This window comes from Paenibacillus sp. J2R1T-4 (assembly GCF_059692235.1).
In genome coordinates this window covers 1-22,783 of the sequence record NZ_JCAUBA010000022.1, presented here as the reverse complement: position 1 = coordinate 22,783, position 22,783 = coordinate 1, and the positions used below count along the sequence as shown (strand labels likewise).

At 48.7% G+C, this 22,783-nt stretch carries 19 protein-coding genes; 13 read left to right on the top strand and 6 right to left on the bottom strand.

Annotated elements, in window-relative coordinates:
- Positions 1–85 precede the first annotated feature (85 nt).
- The 3 genes from AC58QD_RS27130 to AC58QD_RS27120 all read right to left on the bottom strand — a co-directional run bounded on the left by AC58QD_RS27130 (position 86) and on the right by AC58QD_RS27120 (position 2,475).
- Positions 86–1,399, bottom strand: a complete 1,314-nt coding sequence (locus AC58QD_RS27130) for an MFS transporter (RefSeq protein ID WP_497338171.1) — start codon at positions 1,397–1,399, stop codon at positions 86–88.
- 18 nt (positions 1,400–1,417) lie between these two features.
- Positions 1,418–1,882, bottom strand: a complete 465-nt coding sequence (locus AC58QD_RS27125) for a MarR family winged helix-turn-helix transcriptional regulator (RefSeq protein ID WP_497338170.1) — start codon at positions 1,880–1,882, stop codon at positions 1,418–1,420.
- A gap of 164 nt (positions 1,883–2,046) precedes the next feature.
- Positions 2,047–2,475, bottom strand: a complete 429-nt coding sequence (locus AC58QD_RS27120; RefSeq protein WP_497338169.1) for a DUF2621 family protein — start codon at positions 2,473–2,475, stop codon at positions 2,047–2,049.
- Between the two features lie 127 nt (positions 2,476–2,602).
- On the opposite strand from AC58QD_RS27120, the gene AC58QD_RS27115 reads away from it, so the two are divergent.
- From AC58QD_RS27115 to AC58QD_RS27105, 3 genes are all read left to right on the top strand, one after another.
- Positions 2,603–3,730: a deoxyribonuclease IV gene (locus AC58QD_RS27115; RefSeq protein ID WP_497338168.1), complete on the top strand. Its 1,128-nt coding sequence runs from the start codon at positions 2,603–2,605 to the stop codon at positions 3,728–3,730.
- 24 nt (positions 3,731–3,754) lie between these two features.
- Positions 3,755–4,657, top strand: a complete 903-nt coding sequence (purU, locus tag AC58QD_RS27110; RefSeq protein ID WP_497338167.1) for a formyltetrahydrofolate deformylase — start codon at positions 3,755–3,757, stop codon at positions 4,655–4,657.
- Between the two features lie 122 nt (positions 4,658–4,779).
- The gene (locus AC58QD_RS27105) at positions 4,780–5,436 is read left to right on the top strand and encodes a hypothetical protein (protein ID WP_497338166.1); all 657 of its coding nucleotides are present in this window, start codon (positions 4,780–4,782) and stop codon (positions 5,434–5,436) included.
- A gap of 434 nt (positions 5,437–5,870) precedes the next feature.
- Here AC58QD_RS27105 and AC58QD_RS27100 read toward each other — a convergent pair whose 3' ends face one another.
- Complete coding sequence (locus AC58QD_RS27100) at positions 5,871–7,865, bottom strand: beta-galactosidase trimerization domain-containing protein (protein ID WP_497338165.1); 1,995 nt, start codon at positions 7,863–7,865, stop codon at positions 5,871–5,873.
- Between the two features lie 148 nt (positions 7,866–8,013).
- Between AC58QD_RS27100 and AC58QD_RS27095 the strand changes: the two genes are divergently transcribed.
- The 3 genes from AC58QD_RS27095 to ppnP all read left to right on the top strand — a co-directional run bounded on the left by AC58QD_RS27095 (position 8,014) and on the right by ppnP (position 11,468).
- On the top strand, positions 8,014–8,898 hold the full coding sequence (locus tag AC58QD_RS27095) for a helix-turn-helix transcriptional regulator (protein ID WP_497338164.1): 885 nt from the start codon (positions 8,014–8,016) through the stop codon (positions 8,896–8,898).
- A 164-nt stretch (positions 8,899–9,062) separates the two neighbouring features.
- Positions 9,063–11,081, top strand: coding sequence for a transketolase (tkt, locus tag AC58QD_RS27090; RefSeq protein ID WP_497338163.1), 2,019 nt, complete (start codon positions 9,063–9,065; stop codon positions 11,079–11,081).
- Between the two features lie 75 nt (positions 11,082–11,156).
- Entirely contained in the window at positions 11,157–11,468 is a 312-nt protein-coding gene (gene ppnP / locus AC58QD_RS27085) for a pyrimidine/purine nucleoside phosphorylase (protein ID WP_497338162.1), read from the top strand.
- Positions 11,469–11,583: 115 nt separating this feature from the next.
- Here ppnP and AC58QD_RS27080 read toward each other — a convergent pair whose 3' ends face one another.
- Complete coding sequence (locus AC58QD_RS27080) at positions 11,584–12,903, bottom strand: NAD(P)-binding domain-containing protein (RefSeq protein ID WP_497338161.1); 1,320 nt, start codon at positions 12,901–12,903, stop codon at positions 11,584–11,586.
- A gap of 154 nt (positions 12,904–13,057) precedes the next feature.
- On the opposite strand from AC58QD_RS27080, the gene AC58QD_RS27075 reads away from it, so the two are divergent.
- The 6 genes from AC58QD_RS27075 (at position 13,058) to AC58QD_RS27050 (ending at position 20,354) form a co-directional block, all read left to right on the top strand.
- Entirely contained in the window at positions 13,058–14,419 is a 1,362-nt protein-coding gene (locus AC58QD_RS27075; protein ID WP_497338160.1) for a glucose-6-phosphate isomerase, read from the top strand.
- 38 nt (positions 14,420–14,457) lie between these two features.
- Positions 14,458–15,105 carry a YigZ family protein gene (locus tag AC58QD_RS27070; RefSeq protein WP_497338158.1) on the top strand — a complete coding sequence of 216 codons (648 nt, stop codon included), beginning with the start codon at positions 14,458–14,460 and terminating at the stop codon, positions 15,103–15,105.
- 301 nt (positions 15,106–15,406) lie between these two features.
- Positions 15,407–16,051 (top strand): thiamine diphosphokinase, encoded by a 645-nt coding sequence (locus tag AC58QD_RS27065; RefSeq protein WP_497338252.1) that lies wholly within the window; start codon positions 15,407–15,409, stop codon positions 16,049–16,051.
- 67 nt (positions 16,052–16,118) lie between these two features.
- Entirely contained in the window at positions 16,119–16,430 is a 312-nt protein-coding gene (locus AC58QD_RS27060) for a hypothetical protein (protein WP_497338157.1), read from the top strand.
- A 130-nt stretch (positions 16,431–16,560) separates the two neighbouring features.
- Positions 16,561–19,797, top strand: coding sequence for an Ig-like domain-containing protein (locus AC58QD_RS27055; RefSeq protein WP_497338156.1), 3,237 nt, complete (start codon positions 16,561–16,563; stop codon positions 19,795–19,797).
- A 188-nt stretch (positions 19,798–19,985) separates the two neighbouring features.
- Positions 19,986–20,354 carry a DUF4383 domain-containing protein gene (locus AC58QD_RS27050; protein WP_497338155.1) on the top strand — a complete coding sequence of 123 codons (369 nt, stop codon included), beginning with the start codon at positions 19,986–19,988 and terminating at the stop codon, positions 20,352–20,354.
- Between the two features lie 112 nt (positions 20,355–20,466).
- Here the strand turns inward: AC58QD_RS27050 and AC58QD_RS27045 are convergent, their stop codons facing one another.
- Positions 20,467–21,525 (bottom strand): acyltransferase, encoded by a 1,059-nt coding sequence (locus AC58QD_RS27045; protein WP_497338154.1) that lies wholly within the window; start codon positions 21,523–21,525, stop codon positions 20,467–20,469.
- A gap of 108 nt (positions 21,526–21,633) precedes the next feature.
- On the opposite strand from AC58QD_RS27045, the gene map reads away from it, so the two are divergent.
- Positions 21,634–22,389 carry a type I methionyl aminopeptidase gene (gene map, locus AC58QD_RS27040; RefSeq protein ID WP_497338153.1) on the top strand — a complete coding sequence of 252 codons (756 nt, stop codon included), beginning with the start codon at positions 21,634–21,636 and terminating at the stop codon, positions 22,387–22,389.
- The last annotated feature ends 394 nt before the right edge of the window (positions 22,390–22,783 follow it).

The following is a 22,783-nucleotide window of genomic DNA, read 5'->3' as shown; positions in this document are numbered from 1 at the left end:
CTGAAACATAGTCCGATCAAGCTTCAATAAAAAAGAACCTGACCTATGTAACGGCCAGATCCTCAAGAAAAAACTTCACTATTCCTTAAATTGTGGTACCTGCTGCATACCTCGCGAGACTTTTGGCCTTCCTTGCTTGAACCTTCATAAAAATCACGTATACAGCGAGCAAAATGATCATTACAAAGGCTGAGTAACGGTACATAGTAGCGTAGCTGGACGCCGAGGCAACGGCCCCTAGCAGCATGGAACCGCAAGCGATACCTAAGTCGGTGGCGTTGTAATATAAGCTGTTCGCTGTGCCATGCCTCTCACGAGGCGAATCCCGCAGCATCCAGGCTTGGAGAGTCGGCTGAATCGCGCCGAAGCCAAGTCCGTACAGCAGAGAAGCCGCAATCAGTACCGGTAAGCTGCCCGCAAATGACAGCACAGTCAACCCTGCAAAGAGCAACAGCGCACCTGGAATGACGACAGCAGCATGGCCCTTCCTATCGAATATTTTACCGGATATGGGACGAATAATAAGAATACTTGCAGCATTAAAGAGGAAAAATAAGCCGATGTTCTCAATCTGCACTTCCTTGCCAAACAGGGCGATAAAGCTTAGCAGCCCCCCGTAAGTAATCCCGATGAACATATTTAGTATGGCCGGCAAGACCAGTTGGCTGGTACGGAAAGAACGACTAGTTAATGGATGATTATTACCTTGATCCACTGCGTCCGACCGACCTGAATGGGCTGCAACAGCGAGCTTGTCTGTCTCGCCAATCGGCTTCGGATTCCCTGCATCCGCTGATGCCCCAAGCGGTGCTGGAACAGATCGCGTGCCAAGAAGCAGCGGCACCATAACAGCAATTACAATGGCACCCAGGATGCTCAATGAAGTGAACCCATACTCATCCATCATCGATAACCCGATAATGGGTCCGAACGACATCGCTAGGCTCGTCGAGAGGCCAAAATAACCAATTCCTTCCCCGATTCGACTGCGCGGGATGATCTGAGAAACCAGTGTAGGCATGATGGTGCTAGTCATCCCGAACCCAACGCCGAAGCCGACGCGGATCAGCAGCAGGACCGTCACCGAATGCGCTAAAGGATATGCGATCGAAGTAATGGTTGCAATTCCAATTCCGATCAATAGCAGAACGTTCCGATGTACTTTTTTCATCAAGGCTGCAGTCAGGAAGCGAGAGGCTATGGCCGACAAAGCAAATAAGCTTGTGACCAGGCCTACAGTGACATCTCCAGCCTGAAACTGATCTTTTACATAACTCGGAAAAGGAGAAAGCAGCATCTGCACACTAAGGAACAGCAGAAAGTAACATAACGTCAAGATGACGAATGATTTCGTCCATAGGGGCGGAGTTAGTTGTTGTAGATCTCGTTGCTGTGACATGGAACTGCGATTCATCTCCTATTCTTTCTCGCTAAGTCGATCGACATTCTCGCCGATCCGTTTCAATATTCGCAATAATTGATCATACTCCTCGGATGTAATGCCTTGAGTGGCGTCCTCTACGGTTTGTCTTTCAATAGGAATCGTTTGTCTGATCAGCTCCTGTCCTTTCTCAGTCATCCCGATCAGAAAAGACCTGCGGTCTGTTAATCCCTTTTTCCTTATTATGAATCCCTTTGCTTCCAAAGCATCCAGGATGCGAGTCGTTGTTGGTCTGTCTTTGCCGGCAAGCTCAGCAATTTCCTTCTGTATCATTCCGTCATTCTCGCCAATGCAATAAAGAACGATCCACTGCTCAGGTGTAATGTCGTGGGACTTCAGTCTGAGCGTGAACAGCTGGGATATTTTGCGATAGGTTACGCCTAGATTGAATCCGGCCGAATGATGAAACACATTAGATGGTTTGGATTCCAGTGACATCATTTATCCCTCCACGTATATAGTTAGTATAACAATTATATTTAAGACAACTATTGTTGTCAAAGTTCTTTTTCTTCCAACATCTCTAAAAGCAATTAAAAAAGCAAGCCCGCAAAGGCTTGCTCATTCACTCATTCCTCATTCACTCAACCCAATATCCAGCCAATCTATACCATCAAATGTTTGTAAGGCGTATAGTCAATGTCTTGCTTTTCCAGAAACTTGACCAAGCTGGGATAATCTCTTTTGGGTGTAGCGAGAATGTAACCTTCAATACAATGCTGCTGAGTCACTTCCGTAGCATTCGCCTCCAAAGCCACCTGAGCGATTCGTGCTGCAATCGAGTGACGCGCGATGTCGCGGAAAGGGCTAGGAACGGGAGAGACAAGCAGCTCCAGGAAGTTCTTAGAGGAATCCGTCCACATATGGCGGGATGTATCGACATAATAATTTTGCCAATCAAGCTTGGACTTGCCGTCTGCCTTGGGTAATACTTTCATAAATTTGCGGAACATGAAATACCCGCCGACGGACATGAAGAATAATAAGATGAAGGCCCAGAAGATCATGGCGATCATAAAGGTTTGGGAAGGCATAGGGAACACCTCGGATTGAAGTAGATATTGAGAAGCCGATATAAATAGAATTATACCCCATTCGTAGATTTATTTGTAGTTTCGTATTAAAATAGGTGGGAGTGAACCAAGAAGGAGTGAAAAGCTAATGTTAAAGATAGGATCTCATGTTTCTTTTTCTGATAAAGGATTGTTGAATGCGGCAAATGAAGCTGTGTCTTACGGTTCTAGTACTTTCATGATCTACACAGGTGCTCCTCAGAATACGCGCAGAAAGCCGATAGAAGACCAATTTATCGCCGAAGGCAGAGAAGTAATGGACAAGCATGGAATCGGTGAAATTGTAGTGCATGCTCCGTATATTATCAACTTGGGCTCTTATAAAGAAGACACCTTTGAACTGGCTGTTAGGTTCCTGCAAGATGAGATGCGCCGGACAGATTTTCTTGGTGTGCGTAACATTGTGCTGCATCCTGGCGCTTATACCGAGAAAGACGCTGAATATGGTATTGCTCGGATAGCCGAAGGCTTGAACGAAGTGCTGAGCGGCACGAAAGATACTAATGTTAATATTGCGCTAGAGACGATGGCTGGAAAAGGAACAGAAATCGGTCGAAGCTTCGAGGAAATCGCAGCGATTATGGAGAAGGTAGAAGACAACAGTCGTCTCGCTGTCTGTATGGACACATGTCACGTACACGATGCTGGTTATAATATTGTGGAAGACTTCGACGGCGTGTTAGATTCGTTCGACCGCATCGTTGGGATTAATAGACTTGGCGTTATTCACTTGAATGACAGCAAGAACTTTCGAGGCGCAGGCAAGGACCGTCATGCTCCGATAGGCTCCGGCTTGATCGGATTCAAAGCGATGCAATATATCGTTCATCATCCTAGCCTGCAGCATTTGCCAATGATCTTAGAGACGCCTTGGATTGGTAAAGATGATAAAACTCAACGGCCTATGTACGAAGCTGAAATGGCGCTTCTTCGCGGTGATGCCGGCGGACGCTTCGGTGATCAATTCTTCGAGGATCTGGAGAGATTGAGCCATTTCTTCACCAAGGAATCCATAGATTCGAGAGAGTATGTGCTGCAGATTTGGGATTTGCTTAAGAACGATGCCAAAGCCAAGAAGGCGGACGCTCGCGAGCCGTTGGAGCGGTTGTACGATATGGTATTCGAGAATCGTCTGTTCCCTGAGCTGTCGGAGGAGCAGATTAATCATCGTCTAACGGGATGGCTTGCTGGCAAAGAAGTATTCCAGACCGCTTAGCAGGATAAGAGGAGTAAGTGAAGCATGAGCTTGAATCAATCATTGTTAACGCAATCCTCTGGACGCAATCACGATCGCGCCCGGATGCTTATCTCTTGCCCGGATCGGCCAGGCATTGTTGCGGCGGTATCGCATTTTCTGGCCAAGCATGAGGCGAATATCGTGCAATCTGATCAATACACGATGCATCCTGAAGGGGGGCTGTTCTTCATCCGGATCGAATTCGATCTGCATGATTTGAAGAACCGCATAGGAGCATTGGAGGAAGAATTCGCTGAAGTGGCCAATCGGTTCTCTATGACCTGGAGAATTACCGAAGCAAGCAGGCGCAAGAAACTCGCTCTGTTCGTGTCCAAGGAGGATCATTGCCTCCTTGAGCTATTATGGCAATGGAGATCAGGTGATCTCGATGCGGATATCGCGCTTGTGGTAAGTAATCATCCCGATATGCGGGAAACGGTGGAGTCCTTCGGGATTCCTTATCACCATGTACCTGTAACTGCTGATACGAAAGCTGCAGCGGAACAACGTCAGATTGAGCTTGTTGCAGAAGGTGAAATCGATGTTGTTGTACTTGCACGTTATATGCAGATCATCTCACCAGTTTTTATCGACCTGTATCAGGATCGCATCATTAACATTCATCATTCCTTTCTTCCTGCATTCGTGGGCGGCAAGCCGTATGCGCAAGCTTACGACAGAGGGGTCAAGATCATTGGGGCTACGGCTCACTATGTAACGGCTGAGTTGGATGGCGGTCCGATCATTGAGCAGGACGTTCAACGGGTCAGCCATCGCCATAGCGTGGAGGATCTGAAGCGGATCGGGCGCCATATCGAGCGGACCGTGCTTGCCAGGGCCGTGTCCTGGCACGTTGAGGACCGGGTGCTCGTACACGGCAACAAGACCGTGGTATTCCATTCGTAAGACAGTACGTAGAACTATGGATTAAACTTCGTGAAGTACACGTCGTTTGTCTCCTTCGGGAGCAGGCGGCGTTTTTTATTTGCTTATTATTACAAAGTGAACTGGTGGGGGAGGGGATATTTTTGTTCGAGCGTGAGTTTAAGAAGTTTCTGGAGGAGCAGCAACGGACAGCGAGTGGACTGCGATTAGAGCATTTGCAAAAGGAGTTAGTCGGCGAAAAGAAATTATTCAGTGAAGTGCTATGGCCGGTACTTAAATCATTTGAAGGGTTCATATTGGAATATGAAATGGTGAGCTTATCTGGGGTCAGAATGTTTATTGATACTTTTTATGTGCCGCTCGAGATTGGATTTGAAAGTGAAGGCTTTGTAGCACATGCAGAAAAAATTACAAGGGACCGGTTCAATTTCGAACGTATGCGTGTGCGCACGATGGCGATGTATGGATACAAATATGTTCCTTTTACTTGGGACGAGCTTGATAAAAACCCGGAGGCTTGCCGTCGGATGGTATATGAAATGCTTGGGCGAACAGCAGGTGGGCAAGGGCTGGTGAATAGAGAGTTGACCGTGAATGAGAGGGAAGTGCTTCGGTATGCTCGGAGATTGAATCGTCCGTTTCGACTGAATGATGTGTGCTACTGTTTGCAGAAGGGGCCAGATGCAAGTCGATTCGTGCTGAGACAGTTAATGGACCTCGGCCTGATCCAACCACTTCGGCAAACTAAGCAACGTCATCATGAATTTATTATAGTGGAGCAAGCTTCGAACTATTTATAAGGACGGTTAGGGACAGGGCGACGATTTAACAAGGAAGACCCGTGTTAAATCTGGGTATGTGAGCAAGCTGAGCGAAGTAACAAGGAAAACCCGTGTTAAATCTGGGTTTGTGAGCAAGCTGAGCGAAGTAACAAGGAAAACCCGTGTTAAATCTGGGTTTGTGAGCAAGCTGAGCGAAGTAACAAGGAAAACCCGTGTTAAATCTGGGTATGTAAGCAAGCTGAGCGAAGTAACAAGGAAGGCCCGTGTTAAATCTGGGTATGTGAGCAAGCTGAACAAAATAACAAGGAAAACCCGTGTTAAGTCTGGATTTGCGTGCAAGCTGAGCGAAGTAACAAGGATAATCCGTGTTAAATCTGCTGTGCGTGCAAACATACCCATTTAACACGGATAACCATTCTTTACGCTGGCTCAAAGTACGTGAAGAACTCAAACTAGACGTCCAGCACAACCATCTGGTGGCATTCAAGTCTGGGCACGGTATAAGAAGCGCGGCTGCCATCCCAGTCAAAGGCCAACTCTCGCCGTTCTGGAGCGAGATAAACCCGCTTGGGCGCAGTTGGGAGTAAGACACTTACAGTAATATCGAATAGCGGAACAATATCCTCGATGACTTCGATATCTTTACCGCGTTTAACGGGAGAAGCATAGAGCAGGTGGTTCACATAACGATGCTCGGATGCCTGATGCATTAATGTTACGACCCCTTGTGCCGGCAAATTGGTCTGAAGGGTGCGTTTGGGTAACAACCGATTCAGCGCATAGTGGACGGTTTCCTTCAGTGGCAGACTGCCTTTGGTCGCATAATCCTCGAACACATTCCAGGCGATATAAATCCCATTGGGATGCTCAACCATGCCGGGACCATCGTTACGCATAGCACTTGGCGTGTGCTGATGCGAAGAGAAGGTGAATACCTCTCTGTTGAAGTAAGGGTTGTGCCGAATACCTAACTCGACACCGTCATTCGTGAGCGATACTTGCTGACCTGGTGAGTAGAAGATGAACGAGCCTTCACCAAGACTAGGCAAGGAGAAATGAGGCTGGAAATAATCCGGCTGATAAGGATTAATACCTTTCCATTCCACACCGAGGTCGATGGCGAAGCCACTTCCACTTCTGTCACTATGTGTGACATCCTCCGAATACATCCCGGATTGCCCTGTCGCCAACACCTTGCCCCCAGCAGCGAGATAGCGATTAAGCCTATCACGAAGAGCAGCCGTGATCGTAATGTAGTCCGGCAGGATCAACACCTTGTATCGTTCAAGATCACTCTTCCAATCGAGTACGTCGAACAGGAATTTGCCCTCGAGCAGCATCCGCACTGCGCCAGCATCTGACATGCCCACTCGGCTTGCTTCATTCCCGATTGATGATTGCAAGGCTTCAATACCCAATAGCCCAATATCGGCGACCGATGTGACATCAGAGCACCATTCTTCCTTCCTTTCGACTTCGCGGTATGCCGCACCAATCAGCCGATAGGTCGTCTCATCCATTATTCCGGAAGGATGCAATTGATCCCCGATGGAGCAGCGAGCGCCGTTAGCGATACTCAAGGCGGTTTCATACTTTAGGGCATTCGGGTGTTTGAACCCTCCGAATTCGCCCCATGTAGTATGGAACTTGCCCGTCATACCGAGGAAAGGCATGCCTAGTCCCTGCGCGTATCGAGCAGAGAAAGGAAAGTGATCATACCCCCAGCCCCCAGTCGGCAGCGATTCCAGCTCGAGATGTGTGTTCATTGCTGCTAGATCACGGCGTCCACAGCGGATATGCCCGCCATTATGGAACACGGGGAGGCCCGGCTTAATGCGGTCAATAGCTTCACGAACACGTGCGGTGTAATTGGAATAAGTCCGCTCATGGAGAAGCCGCGAAGCTGCTTTATCGCGAGGATCGAACCCTTCTGCCCGCAGCTGAGCTACACAAGTATGGCAATAACACTCTCGCACGCCTACGATATCGAGGAAGATCCCATCTGCATCATAGTTCGTTACGACCTCTTCTACCTGGTTAATGAGCAAATCGAGGTAAGGGGAGTTCAGGCAGAACTCGTGATACCCCGGCTTCATGAAGCTATCCACCCAGCGTGTACGGTCATCGGCACTTCGGATCAGCCATTCCGGATGGCGTCGAGCTAATTTCTCATCAAGGCCTGCTGATAAATACACGGGTGTTTTGACATCAATCTCATGGGCTGCAGCAATCATCTCCCCCAACAAATCTATGGATAAGTGCGGGTGCTGCTCATTGGCTTCCGAAGGATGATAAGCCCAACCATGATGGCATTTGGAGAATACGGTTATGGAATCCACTGCGGCTTGCTGAAGCATGTCCTGAAACTGTTGTTTGGAGAAATGCTGACCGATTCCTGGGATAGCCTCTGATGTGTGGAAGTCGAGATGGACTTGGCGAAAACGCATTTCGTTGATCGCTCCTTGTACCTTTTATTTTTACTTATGTGTCTACAATAAAGGGGTTGAACTTGCTACAATAGGGAATAAACCGACTACTAATAGCACATTATCGACCTAAATCTAACATCGCACTTCATAACTTTTGGAGGTTTGCATGCAAGTATTGGAGCTATTCATCCCCCCGTTTCCTTCTTTACTGACTGTGGGGCATAGTATATGGAGGCCTGGCAGTCAACATTTCAGACGCGCTTTTGAAGTATTTGATCTGCTTATTGTGGTAAAAGGTACCCTGTACATGACAGAGGAAGGACAACCTTATGAAGTGAAGCCGGGGGAATTATTGCTGCTTGAGCCTGGGCTGCAGCATTGGGGGCATCATCCCTGCAAGGAGCTGACGGAGGTCTACTGGGTGCATCTCAAACATAGCCTGCCCTGCCGATCCATCGATTCCAATTCGATCCCATGGTCAGCGATCCTGCCGCAAGGGACAGATCAGGACATTGCCCCGACCGAGCAGCACTTGTATTTGCCTAAGTATGCGAGTATCGACTTGATCAGTATTCGACCGCTTTTGGATGAAATGGTTGCTTTGCACAGGACGTTGTGTCAGGAGAATGCCGCTTATCTGCAAGCGAAGCTGGCTGAGATGTTGGTAAGACTTCAAGTCGGCCTGAAGCATGAGAAGGTTTCCCGCTCCATGAGAATCTGTGAAGAGATGAAAGTGGCCTTGCAGCGTACTTACACCGAGCCTTTTGATGCGCAAGCGCTTGAGCACACCCTCCACTATAATCTCGATTACGCAGCTAGATGTCTGAAGCGCCATACGGGGATGAGCCCTCTGAAATATCAGCATTACCTGCGAATAGAAGAAGCGAAGCGATTACTGCGTCAATCAGGGCTCACAGTAGGTGAAATTGGCGCTCGAGTAGGCTATTCAGATGACAACTATTTTATAAGAATGTTTCGCGAAAGGATTGGGGTAAGCCCTGGAGTTTATCGTCAATCGCAATGGCTGCAGCACATGCAGGATGTGCTGTGAAGCTGCAAGCGGAATCGAGTTGATAATTTCACGGATGTACAGTAGCAAAGCGAGAAAGCAAATGTTACAATAATGCAAGCACCCACGGGCGGATTCGATCGTTACGGCCCGGAGGCTGGGCAGCAAGAAAAGCCATACAGCAATAAATTATAGGAGGACAAATCATGTCACCAATTAATTCAACGATCGATCAACTGTCGGTCAACACGATACGCACGCTTGCGATCGATGCTATCGAGAAAGCGAACTCCGGACATCCGGGAATCGTTATGGGCGCGGCCCCTATGGCTTATGTGCTGTGGACACAGCAAATGAATCACAATCCTTCCAACCCTAGCTGGATCAATCGTGATCGGTTTGTTCTGTCGGCAGGTCATGGCTCCATGCTCTTGTACAGTCTTTTGCACTTGTGCGGGTACGATGTTACGATTGACGATCTGAAGAGCTTCCGCCAATGGGGTAGCCGCACGCCAGGTCATCCGGAATTCGGCCACACAGCGGGTGTTGATGCTACGACAGGTCCTCTGGGACAAGGTATGGGTATGGCTGTAGGGATGGCGATGGCAGAGGCTCATTTAGCGGAGACCTACAATCGGGATCAATATAAAGTAATCGACCACTGCACATATGTTATTTGCGGCGATGGCGATATGATGGAAGGCGTAAGCTCCGAAGCTGTGTCTCTTGCGGGACATCTGAAGTTAGGCAAGTTGATCGTATTGTACGATTCCAATGATATCTCGCTGGATGGCGATCTCAATATGTCTTTTTCCGAGAATGTCCAACAGCGCTTCGAGTCATATGGCTGGCAGGTGATTCGTGTTGAAGAGCAGAATGATCTGGTTGCCATAGATCGTGCGATTAGCGAAGCCAAAGCGGATACTACTCGCCCTACATTAATTGAAGTTAAGACAACAATTGGTTTCGGAAGCCCGAATAAAGGCGGTAAGGGTGGCCACGTCGGACCTCACGGCTCCCCGCTTGGTAAAGAAGAGACCCTGTTAACGAAGCAATTCTATGGCTGGCCGGAATCGCCAGATTTCCTGGTGCCGGATGAAGTATATGCGCAATACGGCAAAGTGAAGAGCAACGGAGAGCAGGCTGAAGCAGCTTGGAAGCAGCTGGTTGCTGAATATAGCGCGGCTTATCCTGAGCTTGCGAAGCAGTTCGACGATGCTGTTAACGGTCGATTGCCAGAAGGATGGGACGCAGACCTGCCGAAGTATACGCCAGCAGACAAGCCTCTTGCGACTCGCGCTTCCTCGGGTAATGCCTTGAATGCAATCGCTAAGCGTCTTCCGCAGTTGGTCGGCGGATCGGCTGACTTGGCCAGCTCCAACAATACCATGATCAAAGACGGCGGCAACTACAGCGCTGCGAACTACAGCGGTCGCAATATCTGGTTCGGTGTTCGAGAGTTCGCCATGGGCTGCGCACTTAACGGAATGATGCTTCATGGCGGATTGCGCGCATTCGGCGGTACTTTCTTCGTATTCTCTGACTACCTGCGCCCTGCTGTTCGTCTCGCTGCTCTGATGAAGCTGCCTGCAATCTTCGTCTTGACGCATGATTCCATTGGAGTTGGCGAAGATGGACCGACGCATGAGCCGATCGAGCAATTGCCTGCATTGCGCGTTATTCCAGGTATGACCGTGCTTCGTCCTGGTGATGCGAACGAGACATCAGCAGCGTGGCATTATGCGATTAGCCACAATGACACACCGTTCGCGCTCGTGTTGACGCGTCAGAACTTGCCGGTTCTGCCAGGTACAGACGAGCTGGCATATGCGAACCTCCATCGCGGCGCTTATGTGCTGTCGGATGCCGAGAACGGCAAGCCGCAAGCGCAGATTCTGGCTACCGGCTCTGAGGTTCAATTAGCGATTGGTGCACAGAAGAAGCTTGCCGCTGAGGGCATCCAAGTCCGCGTAGTCAGCATGCCGAGCTGGGAGCTGTTCGAGAAGCAATCGCAAGAATACAAAGATTCCGTCATTCTGCCTGAGGTCAAGCCTCGTCTGGCAGTAGAGATGGCGTATCCGCTTGGTTGGGAGCGCTATGTAGGCGATGGCGGTGCTATACTTGGAATCAATACCTTCGGGGCTTCCGCGCCTGGCGACAAGATCATCGCTGAATATGGTTTCACTGTAGATAATGTAGTTTCCAAGGTAAAGGCGCTGCTGTAAGCAGCGGCCTTTATTCGAAGGTGTCTTATATATGATTCTAACCCAGCCTATATCTATTAAAGGAGAATCGTCCTCATGTCTCAATTTGACAATGTAACGGTGTTGCACAAAGCAAATGTGTATTTTGATGGAAAAGTAACAAGCCGTACTCTTATATTCCCGGATGGGTCGAAGAAAACACTTGGAGTTATGCTGCCCGGCCAATTCCAGTTCTCCACGGATTCAAAAGAAATCATGGAATTTTATTCAGGTGAGCTTCTTGTGTTATTGCCAGGTGATAGCGAGTGGAAGTCCTACGGAGCAGGTACTCAGTTCGAGGTAGCAGCTAATACCACGTTCAAGCTTGATGTGAAGACCGTTACGGATTACTGTTGTTCTTTCGGCTAGAAGGGAAGTTCGCAGATTAGTGCTCCAATTTCATGAACGCATGAAAACCAGCGATAGCCTTGCAGATCGGAATTCCTTCCGTCCACAAGGCCATCGCTGGACTTGTATAACACGATTATTGTTCCCGCTCTCCCTCCGAACCTTCCTCTTCTTGGTGCTGAAGCTGGCTCTGGATGTATTCCTCGAGCTTGATTCTGGTAGAAGGGGGAAGTCCTGACAAGAGGCATCCGTAATGGAAGATGTCACCCTCGGCGAAAATACGGATGATCCGGCCCGTTATCGGCGGTAGATCAGCTTGCTGCGGGAAATGGATGACTACGAACATATCCTGTGCAAGCGGGAACGTGCTCGCAATCTGCAGTCCATTCTCGGATAGATCGAATAAGTAGCCTTCAATGTTCTGACCGGAGAATGCGCCTTCTTGCTCCCATTGATAGACGGATAACAATAAAGGGATCTCCATGGGCAGACGAATGCTTTTACGACGCTCTACGAAAGGTTTCTCAGCTTGCAGAATCGCTTCCGAGGCAGGAGCTTCCTGACGCTGTATTGCGGCTCCCATCCATTCCTCATAGAGCTGTGCGACTGCGCATAGATCCTTGTCTCCTAATCCTTTGCTGAGCCCCATCTCGAATACGTTCTTGGCCATGCCGAGCATAGGAGTTGTCAGTTGCAGTTGATCAGTCAATTGGGTTGCAATACGCAGATCCTTGTGCATCAACTGCATGGAGAACTGCACGTCGAAATCTCTTGCTAGAATCTTAGGACCTTTCAATTCAGCTTGTCTGCTGGATGCGGCTCCAGCCAGAACGATATCCAAGAATTTGTCGAGATGGATATTGGCCTTTGCTGCAAGCGACAGACCTTCAATAAATCCAATGGCATTAATGCCTACAATTGTATTATGAGCCAGCTTGGCGTAAGAGCCTGATCCTGCTGAGCCCATATAAATGATTTTACTGCCCATTGCTTCAAATACGTCCGTCTGCTCTTCTAACACTTCTTCGTCGCCGCCAACCATGAACACAAGCGAACCGCTAATCGCCGCAGGCTTGCTCCCGGTTACAGGGGCATCAAGGAACCGCACTCCGTTCTCAGCCAACTCTGCGTATAAGGTTTTGCTGGTGTGGGGAGAGATCGTGCTGCAGTCGATGATCGTCATCCCTGATCGGAGTCCTTCCAGGATCCCGTATGCATCATAGAAAACTTGACGGATTGCGTTATCATTGGTCAACATGGTAATAAGAACATCCGCGTTACGTGCCGCATCTGCTGGGGTTCCTGCTACTGAAGCGCCTAGACCGACTAGCTCTTCTGCTTTTTCCAGTGAACGGTTATATACGGTTATGGAATATCCTTTTCTCAGCAAATTTGCTGCCATTGGAGCTCCCATCGTCCCAAGGCCGATAAAGCCAATTTTCTTCATCTCGCTCACCTCTAATATACTTGTGAAGCGTCTTCACGATCTAATAAGTTTTCCAGTCACTATTGTAGCATTTCCACTACACCGTGTGAATCCTTTCACTTTACTTGTTTTGGCCCGTTAATTCAAGTATGCTAGTTTTGAAAAAATCGAAAGGGGATTTTATATGACGCAGAAGCTTCATTTTGACTACAGCAAGGCACTGGACTTCGTACAGCAGCACGAAATAGACTATTTCGCAGGACCGGTTCGATTGGCTCACGAGCAGCTTCACAAGGGGACGGGCGCTGGCTCCGACTACTTGGGCTGGATCGATTTGCCGACTGCTTACGACAAGGAAGAATTTGCTAGAATTGGTAACGCGGCCAAGCGGATCCAAGCAGATTCTGAAGTTCTGATCGTGATTGGGATCGGGGGCTCTTATTTGGGGGCTCGCGCTGCTTTGGAAATGCTGACCCATTCCTTTTATAATATGCTCTCACCTGAGCAAAGGACTACCCCTGCTGTTTATTTCGTAGGTAACAATATCAGCTCTACATACGTAACTCATCTGCTTCAGCTCATTGAAGGTAAAGACTTCTCCGTCAATGTCATTTCCAAATCTGGGACGACTACCGAGCCGGCTGTAGCCTTCAGAATTTTCCGTGATTTGCTCGAGAAGAAATATGGTAAGGAAGGTGTACGCAGCAGAATTTATGCCACAACCGACCGTGCCAAGGGCGCTTTGAAAAAGCTTGCAGATGCAGAAGGTTATGAAACCTTCGTTATCCCCGATGATGTGGGCGGGCGGTATTCCGTGCTTACAGCAGTAGGTCTGTTGCCTATCGCTACGGCAGGCATTGACATCGCCTCGATGATGCAAGGGGCGCAAGACGCGGCTGAGGCTTATTCTGAGCCTGATCTCAGCAAGAATGAATGCTATCAGTATGCAGCTGTTCGTAATGCCCTTCACCGCAAAGGTAAAGCGATTGAGATCCTGGTTAATTACGAGCCTTCCCTTCATTATGTATCGGAATGGTGGAAGCAGCTATATGGCGAGAGCGAAGGGAAAGACAACAAAGGCTTGTTCCCGGCAGCTGTAGACTTCTCAGCAGACCTGCATTCCATGGGTCAGTTCGTGCAGGAAGGCGCACGCAACTTGTTCGAGACGATCATTCAGGTGGCGGAAGTGTCAGAGCAGATCGAGATTGGTACAGACGCGGATAACCTGGATGGGCTCAACTTCTTGGCAGGAAAAACGATGGATTACGTGAACAAAAAAGCGTTCCAAGGCACCATGCTTGCCCATACGGACGGAGGCGTGCCGAACCTAATCGTTACCATTGCGGATATGTCGCCGTATTCATTCGGATATATGGTTTATTTCTTCGAAAAAGCTTGCGGCATCAGCGGCTACCTGTTAGGTGTTAATCCATTCGATCAACCTGGTGTAGAAGCGTATAAAAAGAACATGTTCGCACTGCTAGGCAAACCCGGCTTCGAGAAGGAAAAAGCGGAGCTGGAAGCAAGACTAGGCGATGGCAAATAGAGCAGTTAGCATGGGATAGAAAGGGCGGTGTTACGCCGATGTTGGAGCTTTATCGCACGATTAAACGCCCTAATTCGGCGGAGATCGTCATTAAGAAGTCTCGTTTTATCGGGCATGTCATGCCGGTAGAGTCAGAGGATGAGGCCGTAGCATTCATCGAGCGGATCAAGAAGGAGCACTGGTCCGCTTCCCATAACTGTTCAGCTTATTTGATCGGCGACAAGGACCAATTCCAGAAAGCATCTGATGATGGAGAGCCTAGCGGAACAGCAGGCAAACCCATCTTGGAAGTGATGAAGCATCAACAGATGAAAAATGTGGTCGTTGTTGTGACTCGTTATTTTGGGGGAATCATGCTTGGCGCTGGCGGATTGGTTCGGGCCTATACAGACGCAACGGTGGAAGGGCTTGTCTCGGGTGAGCCGATCTATCGGGTGCTGCATCAAGAGGTGCTTGTAGCGGTCGATTACACTTGGCTAGGCAAGATAGAGAACGAGCTGCGCAATCGGCAAATGCTGATGGGCGACACGCAGTTCACCGATAAGGTGACGCTGGTCTGTTTGCCGTTGTATGCGGAGCGTGATCGCTTCACAGCGTGGATGACGGACTTGACCCAAGGTCAAGCGAACCTTGAATGGGGGGAAGCGCGATATGTCGACCATGAGCAAAAGCCGGCTGTCGAGTAATGGATGGGTCGAGGTCGAAGAAGGGCTGGATCTATTCAGTGGCCAGGAGAAGATGAAGAACGAGGAAGTCAGGACGTTGCAAGCTAATGTCCGGGATTGTGTAGCTGTGGCAGAGTCAAGGACGACCCGATCACATCCTGAAGCAGTTGTTGAGGGTGATAAGGAGCAGATAGGGTCCGGTGGAGTGTCAGGATCAGTATCTGGGCGGAGCAGTCTGGGTGTACATGGGATGGGCTCGGTTTCTGTTAGCCAAGGTGCGGCAGTCCGTGCCGGGGTTCCATCAGCGAGTGATTATAAACGCATTCTGATTTTTACAGGCGGTACACTCGGGGAGTGGGCGTTAAGCGAAGTTAGGTCCGAAGATATTCTGATCGGAGCAGATCGCGGAGCGCTGTTCCTGGTTCAAAACGGATTTACGCCGGATCTCGCGCTAGGGGATTTCGATTCGGTCACAGCTGAGGAGCTCGAGCTTGTTCGTGGAGCGAGCAGCAGCTTCGAAGATTGCGATCCGGTTATGAAGGATTGGACCGATACCGAGATGGCGTTCTCACGAGCGCTAGACTGGTTTCCAGAATCGAAACCTCCGTTAGAGATTGTTATATTCGGTGCCCTGGGAAGCAGGTTCGATCATTCGCTGGCGAATGTTCATTTGCTTCGCAAAGGCCTGGATCGGAGAATTCCTTGCCGCATCGTGGATGCCAACAATGAAGTGCGGATCATCGGCAGAGGCTCCTCTACTATTCAGCGCGGCGACTTCACCCATATTTCTTTGCTGCCGCTAACGCTCGAAGTTTTCGGTATCACCTTGATTGGTTTTCAGTATCCATTGTTAAAAGCAACACTTTCGATTGGACAATCGCTTGGCATCAGCAACATCCTGCAAGAGCCTATTGGACGAATCGAAGTGAGCGAGGGCCTCCTTTTAGTTATCCAGAGTCGAGATTAGATTGGAACGGAATATTCCGTCTTCAACCTCCAGGACCTGACCGTAGAACCATCCGGCCAGGTTTTTTTTGCGGAAAATCCGCTATACAACTCGCGAAACGCTGCTCGGCGGTGCTCTAAAGCGGAAATTCCGCGCTACAGCCCGCGAACCGCTGCTTGGTGGTGCTCTAAAGCGGAAATTCCGCGCTACAGCTCGCGAACCGCTGCATGGCGGTGCTCTAAAGCGGAAATTCCGCGCTACAGCCCGCGAACCGCTGCATGGCGGTGCTCTAAAGCGGAAAATCCGTCTTCATGTCCTACTGTTAAGTGATGTCTGTGCTTTGCGTATCGTGTTATCTGAAGCGCCGGTAACGAAATGGCCTATATATTTTAAATATTGACTCACTTCCTCGGCTTTGCATTGGTATAATTTACCTTGTTATGAAAACGTTTTCAACAGAAAGGAGAAGAGATCACTTATTTTTGGTTCCATGCTGTGCATGCCTATTAATCAAGAGGAGGATTAGTTTAATGCTCAAGAAAATACTTTGCATTATATTTTTACTTGTTACCTTTGTACCCCTTCTTCCAGCGCAAGCCGCAGATATGCTCATACCAAACTACAGTTTCGAGTCCGATAAGGCGAATTGGACACAAAACATAGGTGCTGGCGGAATTACTGTCTCTACAGAACAGAGTCATACAGGTAATAAAAGCATCAAGATTGAGGACACTTCAATTACGGGTTCGTTCGGAATTCAAAGCGACTACTTGCCTGCTACTGCAGGTAGAAGCTATTATTCCTATTCGTGGGCATATATTTCCAGCGGAAGTGCTGACTTGTATCTTCGCTTTTACAACAGCTCGAAAACACTGCTCACTTCTACATTTGTCAGCAAGAGTTCTCCTACTAATAAGTGGTCCTACCTGCAAACCGGAGGGGTTGCACCGGCTGGAACAGCTTATGTAGCGGTCTTGCTCTATAGTAACGCAGGCAACATGGGCACGGTTTACTGGGATGATATCTTGGTCTCAGATCGTCTTACAAATGTGGGACCTGTCGTCTATAATACGGCAATACGAAGTGCGACTCTGGCGTTGGATGGCAATGGGAAGCCTGCCTTTTACTTAGGGGTAAGCGGATCTACTGGCATTACTTCCAAGATGGCGGAAGTGGACATCAACATGGGGACCGTTCAGAAGCTCATGGATATGCCGGGGGGGACTTATGCGCATTCTGCCGCTACAACTATTGATAACAAAGTTTATATGGGTACATATCCGAAAGGATATTTGTATCAATACACGCCTGGTACAGCAGCGCCTATCTTGCTGGGCAGGGCGATACCAGACGCCACTTATATTCTCGGGCTTGCCGCAAGCGATCAAGCGGGTAAAGTATACGGCGGTACATTTCCGAAGTCCGGTGTGTTCAAATATGAACCCGGTGCGGGTTTCTTCACATTTGCACCTAAGCCGTTCTTTGCCGGATCCGAATATACATACTCCGTTGCATTCGACGCTCCCAACAACGTACTCTACGCAGGGACCGGGGGTGTAAAAGCTCAAATTACAAGACTTGAAAACGTTGGGGGACAGCGCAACGACAACCTGCTTCCTTCCACCATCGCAGATGCTAATACTGCCGTCGATAAGTTGAACTACGAGGGCGGTAAAGTGTTTGCCCGGGTCGTCCCGCAAAATAAAGGAATTGTGTTAGACGTGTCAGATAATCCGGACGGCACCATCACGACTATTGTGGATGCGGAATTCCCTATGCATTCGTTCGGAGTGTCACCTATTAAAGATGGAAAAGTTTACCATTCCTACCAAGGCTTAAAGTCATACGATGTGAATACGAAGACGATTGAAGCTGTCCTCGGTCCGGACAACAATCCAGTACCTAGCTCTTCAAACGGCTATGCGTGGGGATTCGCCACCTTGGACGATCAAGTCAATTATCCGGGAGAATCGCTTGTCTTCGTCAGCCACGCTTCAGGCACTATCATGCTGTCTAAATACAATCCAACGACGAAAAATTTCAGCAGCATGCTAATATCCGGTCTTCAAGGCGTTCCTACGGACATTAATTCAATGGGGACGGGGCCCAATGAGAAAATTTATGCTGGCGGCTTTCTTTCAGGTAATCTGGCCGAATATACAACCATGCGCAGTGATCAAAACAAGATGCTGTACGGCGTTCCCCAAATAGAAGGCATGGTCTCACAAGGCAACCATCTCTACATGGGGGGCTACCCTAATGCTGGTATCTATAAAAACGATTTTACCCAGCCATGGAAACCGACTAAGTTTCTAGACTTGGGTACGACACATTTACAGGAACGCCCCTACGGGATGGCTCAAGGGGATAACAAGATATTCATAGGCACAGTACCTGCGTCTGGACAGTCAAAGGGCGCCCTCTCTATTTATGACACTTTGACGGACACCACTCAGGTTTTTAGAGATATTGTTCCTAATCAAAGCATAATTTCTGTCGCTTACCATAACGGGTATGTATATGCGGGCTCATCAATAGCCGGCGGCAAAAATACGACTCCATCGGAAACGGAAGCGAAGTTAGTCCAACTAAATGTAGCAACCGGTGCTTACACGACCTATACGATGCCGGTATCCTCACAAGCTATTACGGCGCTCATCGTGGGGACTGATCATAAAATCTGGGGATTGTCGGAAGGATATTTGTTCATCTTCAATCCAGCTACGAACACGATCGAATATCATGCTCAAAAATTTGCAAACGTTAGCTATGGACCGACAGCTGCTGTTGAAAAAGATGGATCCTTAGTTTTAGGAAGAGCCGGAAGCAATACGATATTCGGTACGATTAAAACCCATCTTTTCAAAATAGATACAACTACGAAAAATGTAACCATACTGTATAATGGCGTCAGTGATTTCAGGAACGCTACTGCAGACTCCTATGGAAATATCTACTTCAATATGGGCTATCAACTGTTCCGTTGGGTCGATGATTCCGTCCCCCCTCCGGTGACTGGCATCGAGCTGGATCGCACTGAGCTCCTGCTAACCGGCCTTGATCAGGAGATGAAGCTGACAGCACGGGTGCTTCCGGACACTGCGCCGAACCGAGAGGTTCGCTGGACATCTGCCAATCCGGACGTCGCCTCCGTCAATGAAGACGGCACGGTTACGGCAGTCAGCGACGGGCGTACGACGGTTACCGCCGTAACTGAGGAAGGCGGTTTTACGGCTACGGCCGCCGTAACGGTGGATATGACAGCGCCGCAAATCACGCTTAGCGGTCCAACTCGAGCGTGGCACAGCGACACGGTAACAATGAACGTCTACGCGGATGATATCATTACCGGTGTATCTTCTCTTAGCGTCACCTTGGATGGGCTCTCACGCGATGCTGCCTTTACAATTTCACCACTGGAACTTGCAGTAGGCGATCACATCATTCGGGTTGCAGCGGTTGACCGCGCCGGTAACGAATCGGTTCGGGAATTCCATCTTGTCATCGATATAGACTCAACCCACCTTTTGGAGGTGCTGAAAGAAGGAGCCGAAAAAGGCTGGATCAGCAAGGATGGGATCTTGCAAAGTTTATCTGCCAAGGTGCAGCACGCTGTGGAAGTGCAGAACGATGCTGAAAAACTGGAAAATGCCTTGAAGGCTTTTGTAAATCAACTGAAAGCACAAGACGGGAAGGCTATCGACTCATCATTTGTCCAGATGCTGCTGCAAGATGTGAATTATATCCTGAATAAAAGCATCCAGTAATACCTATCTAGAGTAATGAACCCTATGAAGGCTTATTCTCCTCAATGAGTTTACGTGCTTATTACTTGAAACTTGCTTTAGACGGACTTTTATAACCTTGTACTTTTTTCTCGGACAGGTTCATATGGATAGAGTAGAACAACAAGTGGCACTAGTGTAAAGGACAATCCATTGAGGAGGTAGGGGACATGGTTAAGCCGTTTGCGGGTTTGGTGGGTGTATTATTTGTGTTGCTTGGCATTATTGGCTTTTTTACGCATGAGCTGTTCGGTTTGATTCATTTTGACATCACCCATAATATTATCCACTTGGTCGTTGGAGCAGCTGGATTGGCGGCGATGAGGACGGAAGATACTGCGGTGAAATTCGCCAAAGTGTTAGGTCTAGTGTATGTAGCTTTAGGGATTATCGGGATCATGGTGCCGAATATGCTCGGACTCATGCACATGGAGAATGCTGAAAATGTTATGCATCTCATTATCGGTGTAATTGGTTTGTACTTGGGCTTTACGGCACAAACGATCCAAACGGTCAAACTGAAATCCAAAATGAACTGATTTACAAGCACCAACGAGAAACAGCCCCTTCACCACAATGAATCATGTGGATGCAGGGGCTGTTTCTCGTTCAGCATATCCAGCTCTCGTTAAGAAGCTTAATCCACTTCCCTTACTTCCCTAACAAGATCCAATTCCCGGGTACTTTCTTTAAGGCGAGGACGATTAACCAGGGCACTGTGAACAGAAGGATTAGTCCGCCGAATACTTCTCCATGGTAGGCAGCGCTGAGCGGTCCGGCTTGAATAGTCATCGCCCAGTACGCTAATAGCGCGGGATGAATAAAATAGATCCCGAATGAAGCGGCTCCCATTGAAGATAAAATTCGACTGGTCCGAGGTGCGGAAGTTAACAACCGACGTCCAATCCAGATCGAACTAAGAGCAATCCCTACAGGGTACAGATTAAACAACACCTCATACGAGTAAGCACCGTAATTAATACCCTGACGAGCCGCAAAAAGCAGCAGGAAGAATAGGAACCCGGTAGCTACTGTTGCAGCAGGAACCCACCAGATGTTGCGATTCAGCCATTCCATGATCTTCGCATAATGAATGCCCAGTGAGCCGCCTATAAAGAACAAGGCTATGTAAGTCAGGAAGTGCGCATCCCGATGAGCGATGGGCTCCACATAGAGATTGTATGCAAAGGCAGCGCCTTGGATCAGAATCCCGAACACCCATAAATAGTTGCGAAAGAGCTTCCAATACTTGGCCAATGTCACAACAAGCGGGAATAACGCATAGAACTGCATAATAATTATCATGAAATAGAGGTGATAACTCGTCTCCGCCCAACGGAGTTTATCCAGGAAATCAAGCCACTTGATCTCAATCCCCCACCCAGGCGTAATCGCTGGATAGAACACATAATAAAAGAACGACCAGATCAAGTAAGGAATAAGAATATACTGCAGTCTTTTACGATAAAACGTCCATATATTCTTGACCTTCCAAGTGTCCATGTAGCTGTAGAACAGTACCAAACCGCTCAAAATAAGGAATAGCGGCACAGCGAAATTGCTTAGCTTGTTCACAATGTCGTATAGTAGCTGAGATCGGCTTGTTGCAGGAATATCCACCGTGGCGGATGCCGTCCCATGGATAATCAATACAGCTGCGATGGCTACAGCTCTGACTAGGTCTAGCTCGAATAGTTTCGGTTTTCTCAAGATTCTTCTACCTCTCGCATATTTGGCATGCAACTAGTATACTGTAAAAAAAACGCTCTGCCTATTCCTTACAACAGCAGAGGAACATCTATTGAAAAGAGGTTTTGTATGACCACACTGAAATCGAAAGCCCAAATAGAAGCTATGCGTGTTGCAGGCCAGATTCTGGCCGCTTGCCATCGTGAATTGCGTTCCCGAATTCGTCCTGGAGTTACTACAGCTGAGATCGACCGCTTTGCCGAGCAATTCATGCTGAATCATGGCGCAACCCCTGAACAAAAAGGCTTCCACGGATACCCCTACGCAACTTGTGCATCCGTCAATGAAGTCATCTGTCATGGTTTTCCTGGATCCCAGCAGTTGAAGGACGGGGATATCGTAACCATTGATATGGTTGTGAACAAAGACGGCTGGTTAGCCGATTCGGCATGGTCCTATGAAGTTGGGAAAGTGTCCGAACAAGCAAAAAAGCTGCTGCAAGTGACCAAACAAAGCATGTATCTAGGTATTGCCCAAGCTGTTGCAGGTAATCGCTTAGGGGATGTGGGGCACGCCATTCAGTCCTATGCAGAGATGCATGGGTTCGGAGTTGTCCGTGATTTCACAGGGCATGGAATAGGCAGCTCGATGCATGAAGAACCAGTCGTCTTGCATTACGGTATCCCTGGCAAAGGAGTGCGCCTGAAACCAGGCATGGTCATAACGATTGAACCTATGTTAACGCTGGGATCCTATCAAGGCCGAATCGAAGACGATGGCTGGACGGTCCGGACGATCGATGGCAGCTTGTGCGCCCAGTACGAACACACCGTGGCGATCACAGAGAACGGCCCTATTATATTAACCGATCAGGGCGATACCTAGTCTAAGAGCATAACTGCGGGTTCAATCCCTCGCTTCTCTGACTCGCTCGCGATTGGCCCTTGAGAGCTGTGGGCTCAATCCCAAGCGAGTCAGGGAAGGCTCGGGATTGGCCCTTGTAGAGCTGTGGGTTCAATCCCGAGCGAGTCAAGGAAGCTCGGGATTGGCCCTTTCACAGCTGCGGGCTCAATCCCGAGCGAGTCAAGAAGGCTCGGGATTGGCCCTTGAGAACTGCGGGCTCAATTGGCCCAAACAAAGCGACACAAAAAGGGAGGCCGTTTCCGGTCAATGTCATTAAGTTAAACTCCAAGACAAAACCGGGAATAAAAATGAAAAGCGAAACGGCATGGGAAAAGCCCTGTGCCGTTTGTTTTTTGATTCAAGCAAGGAAAAAAGC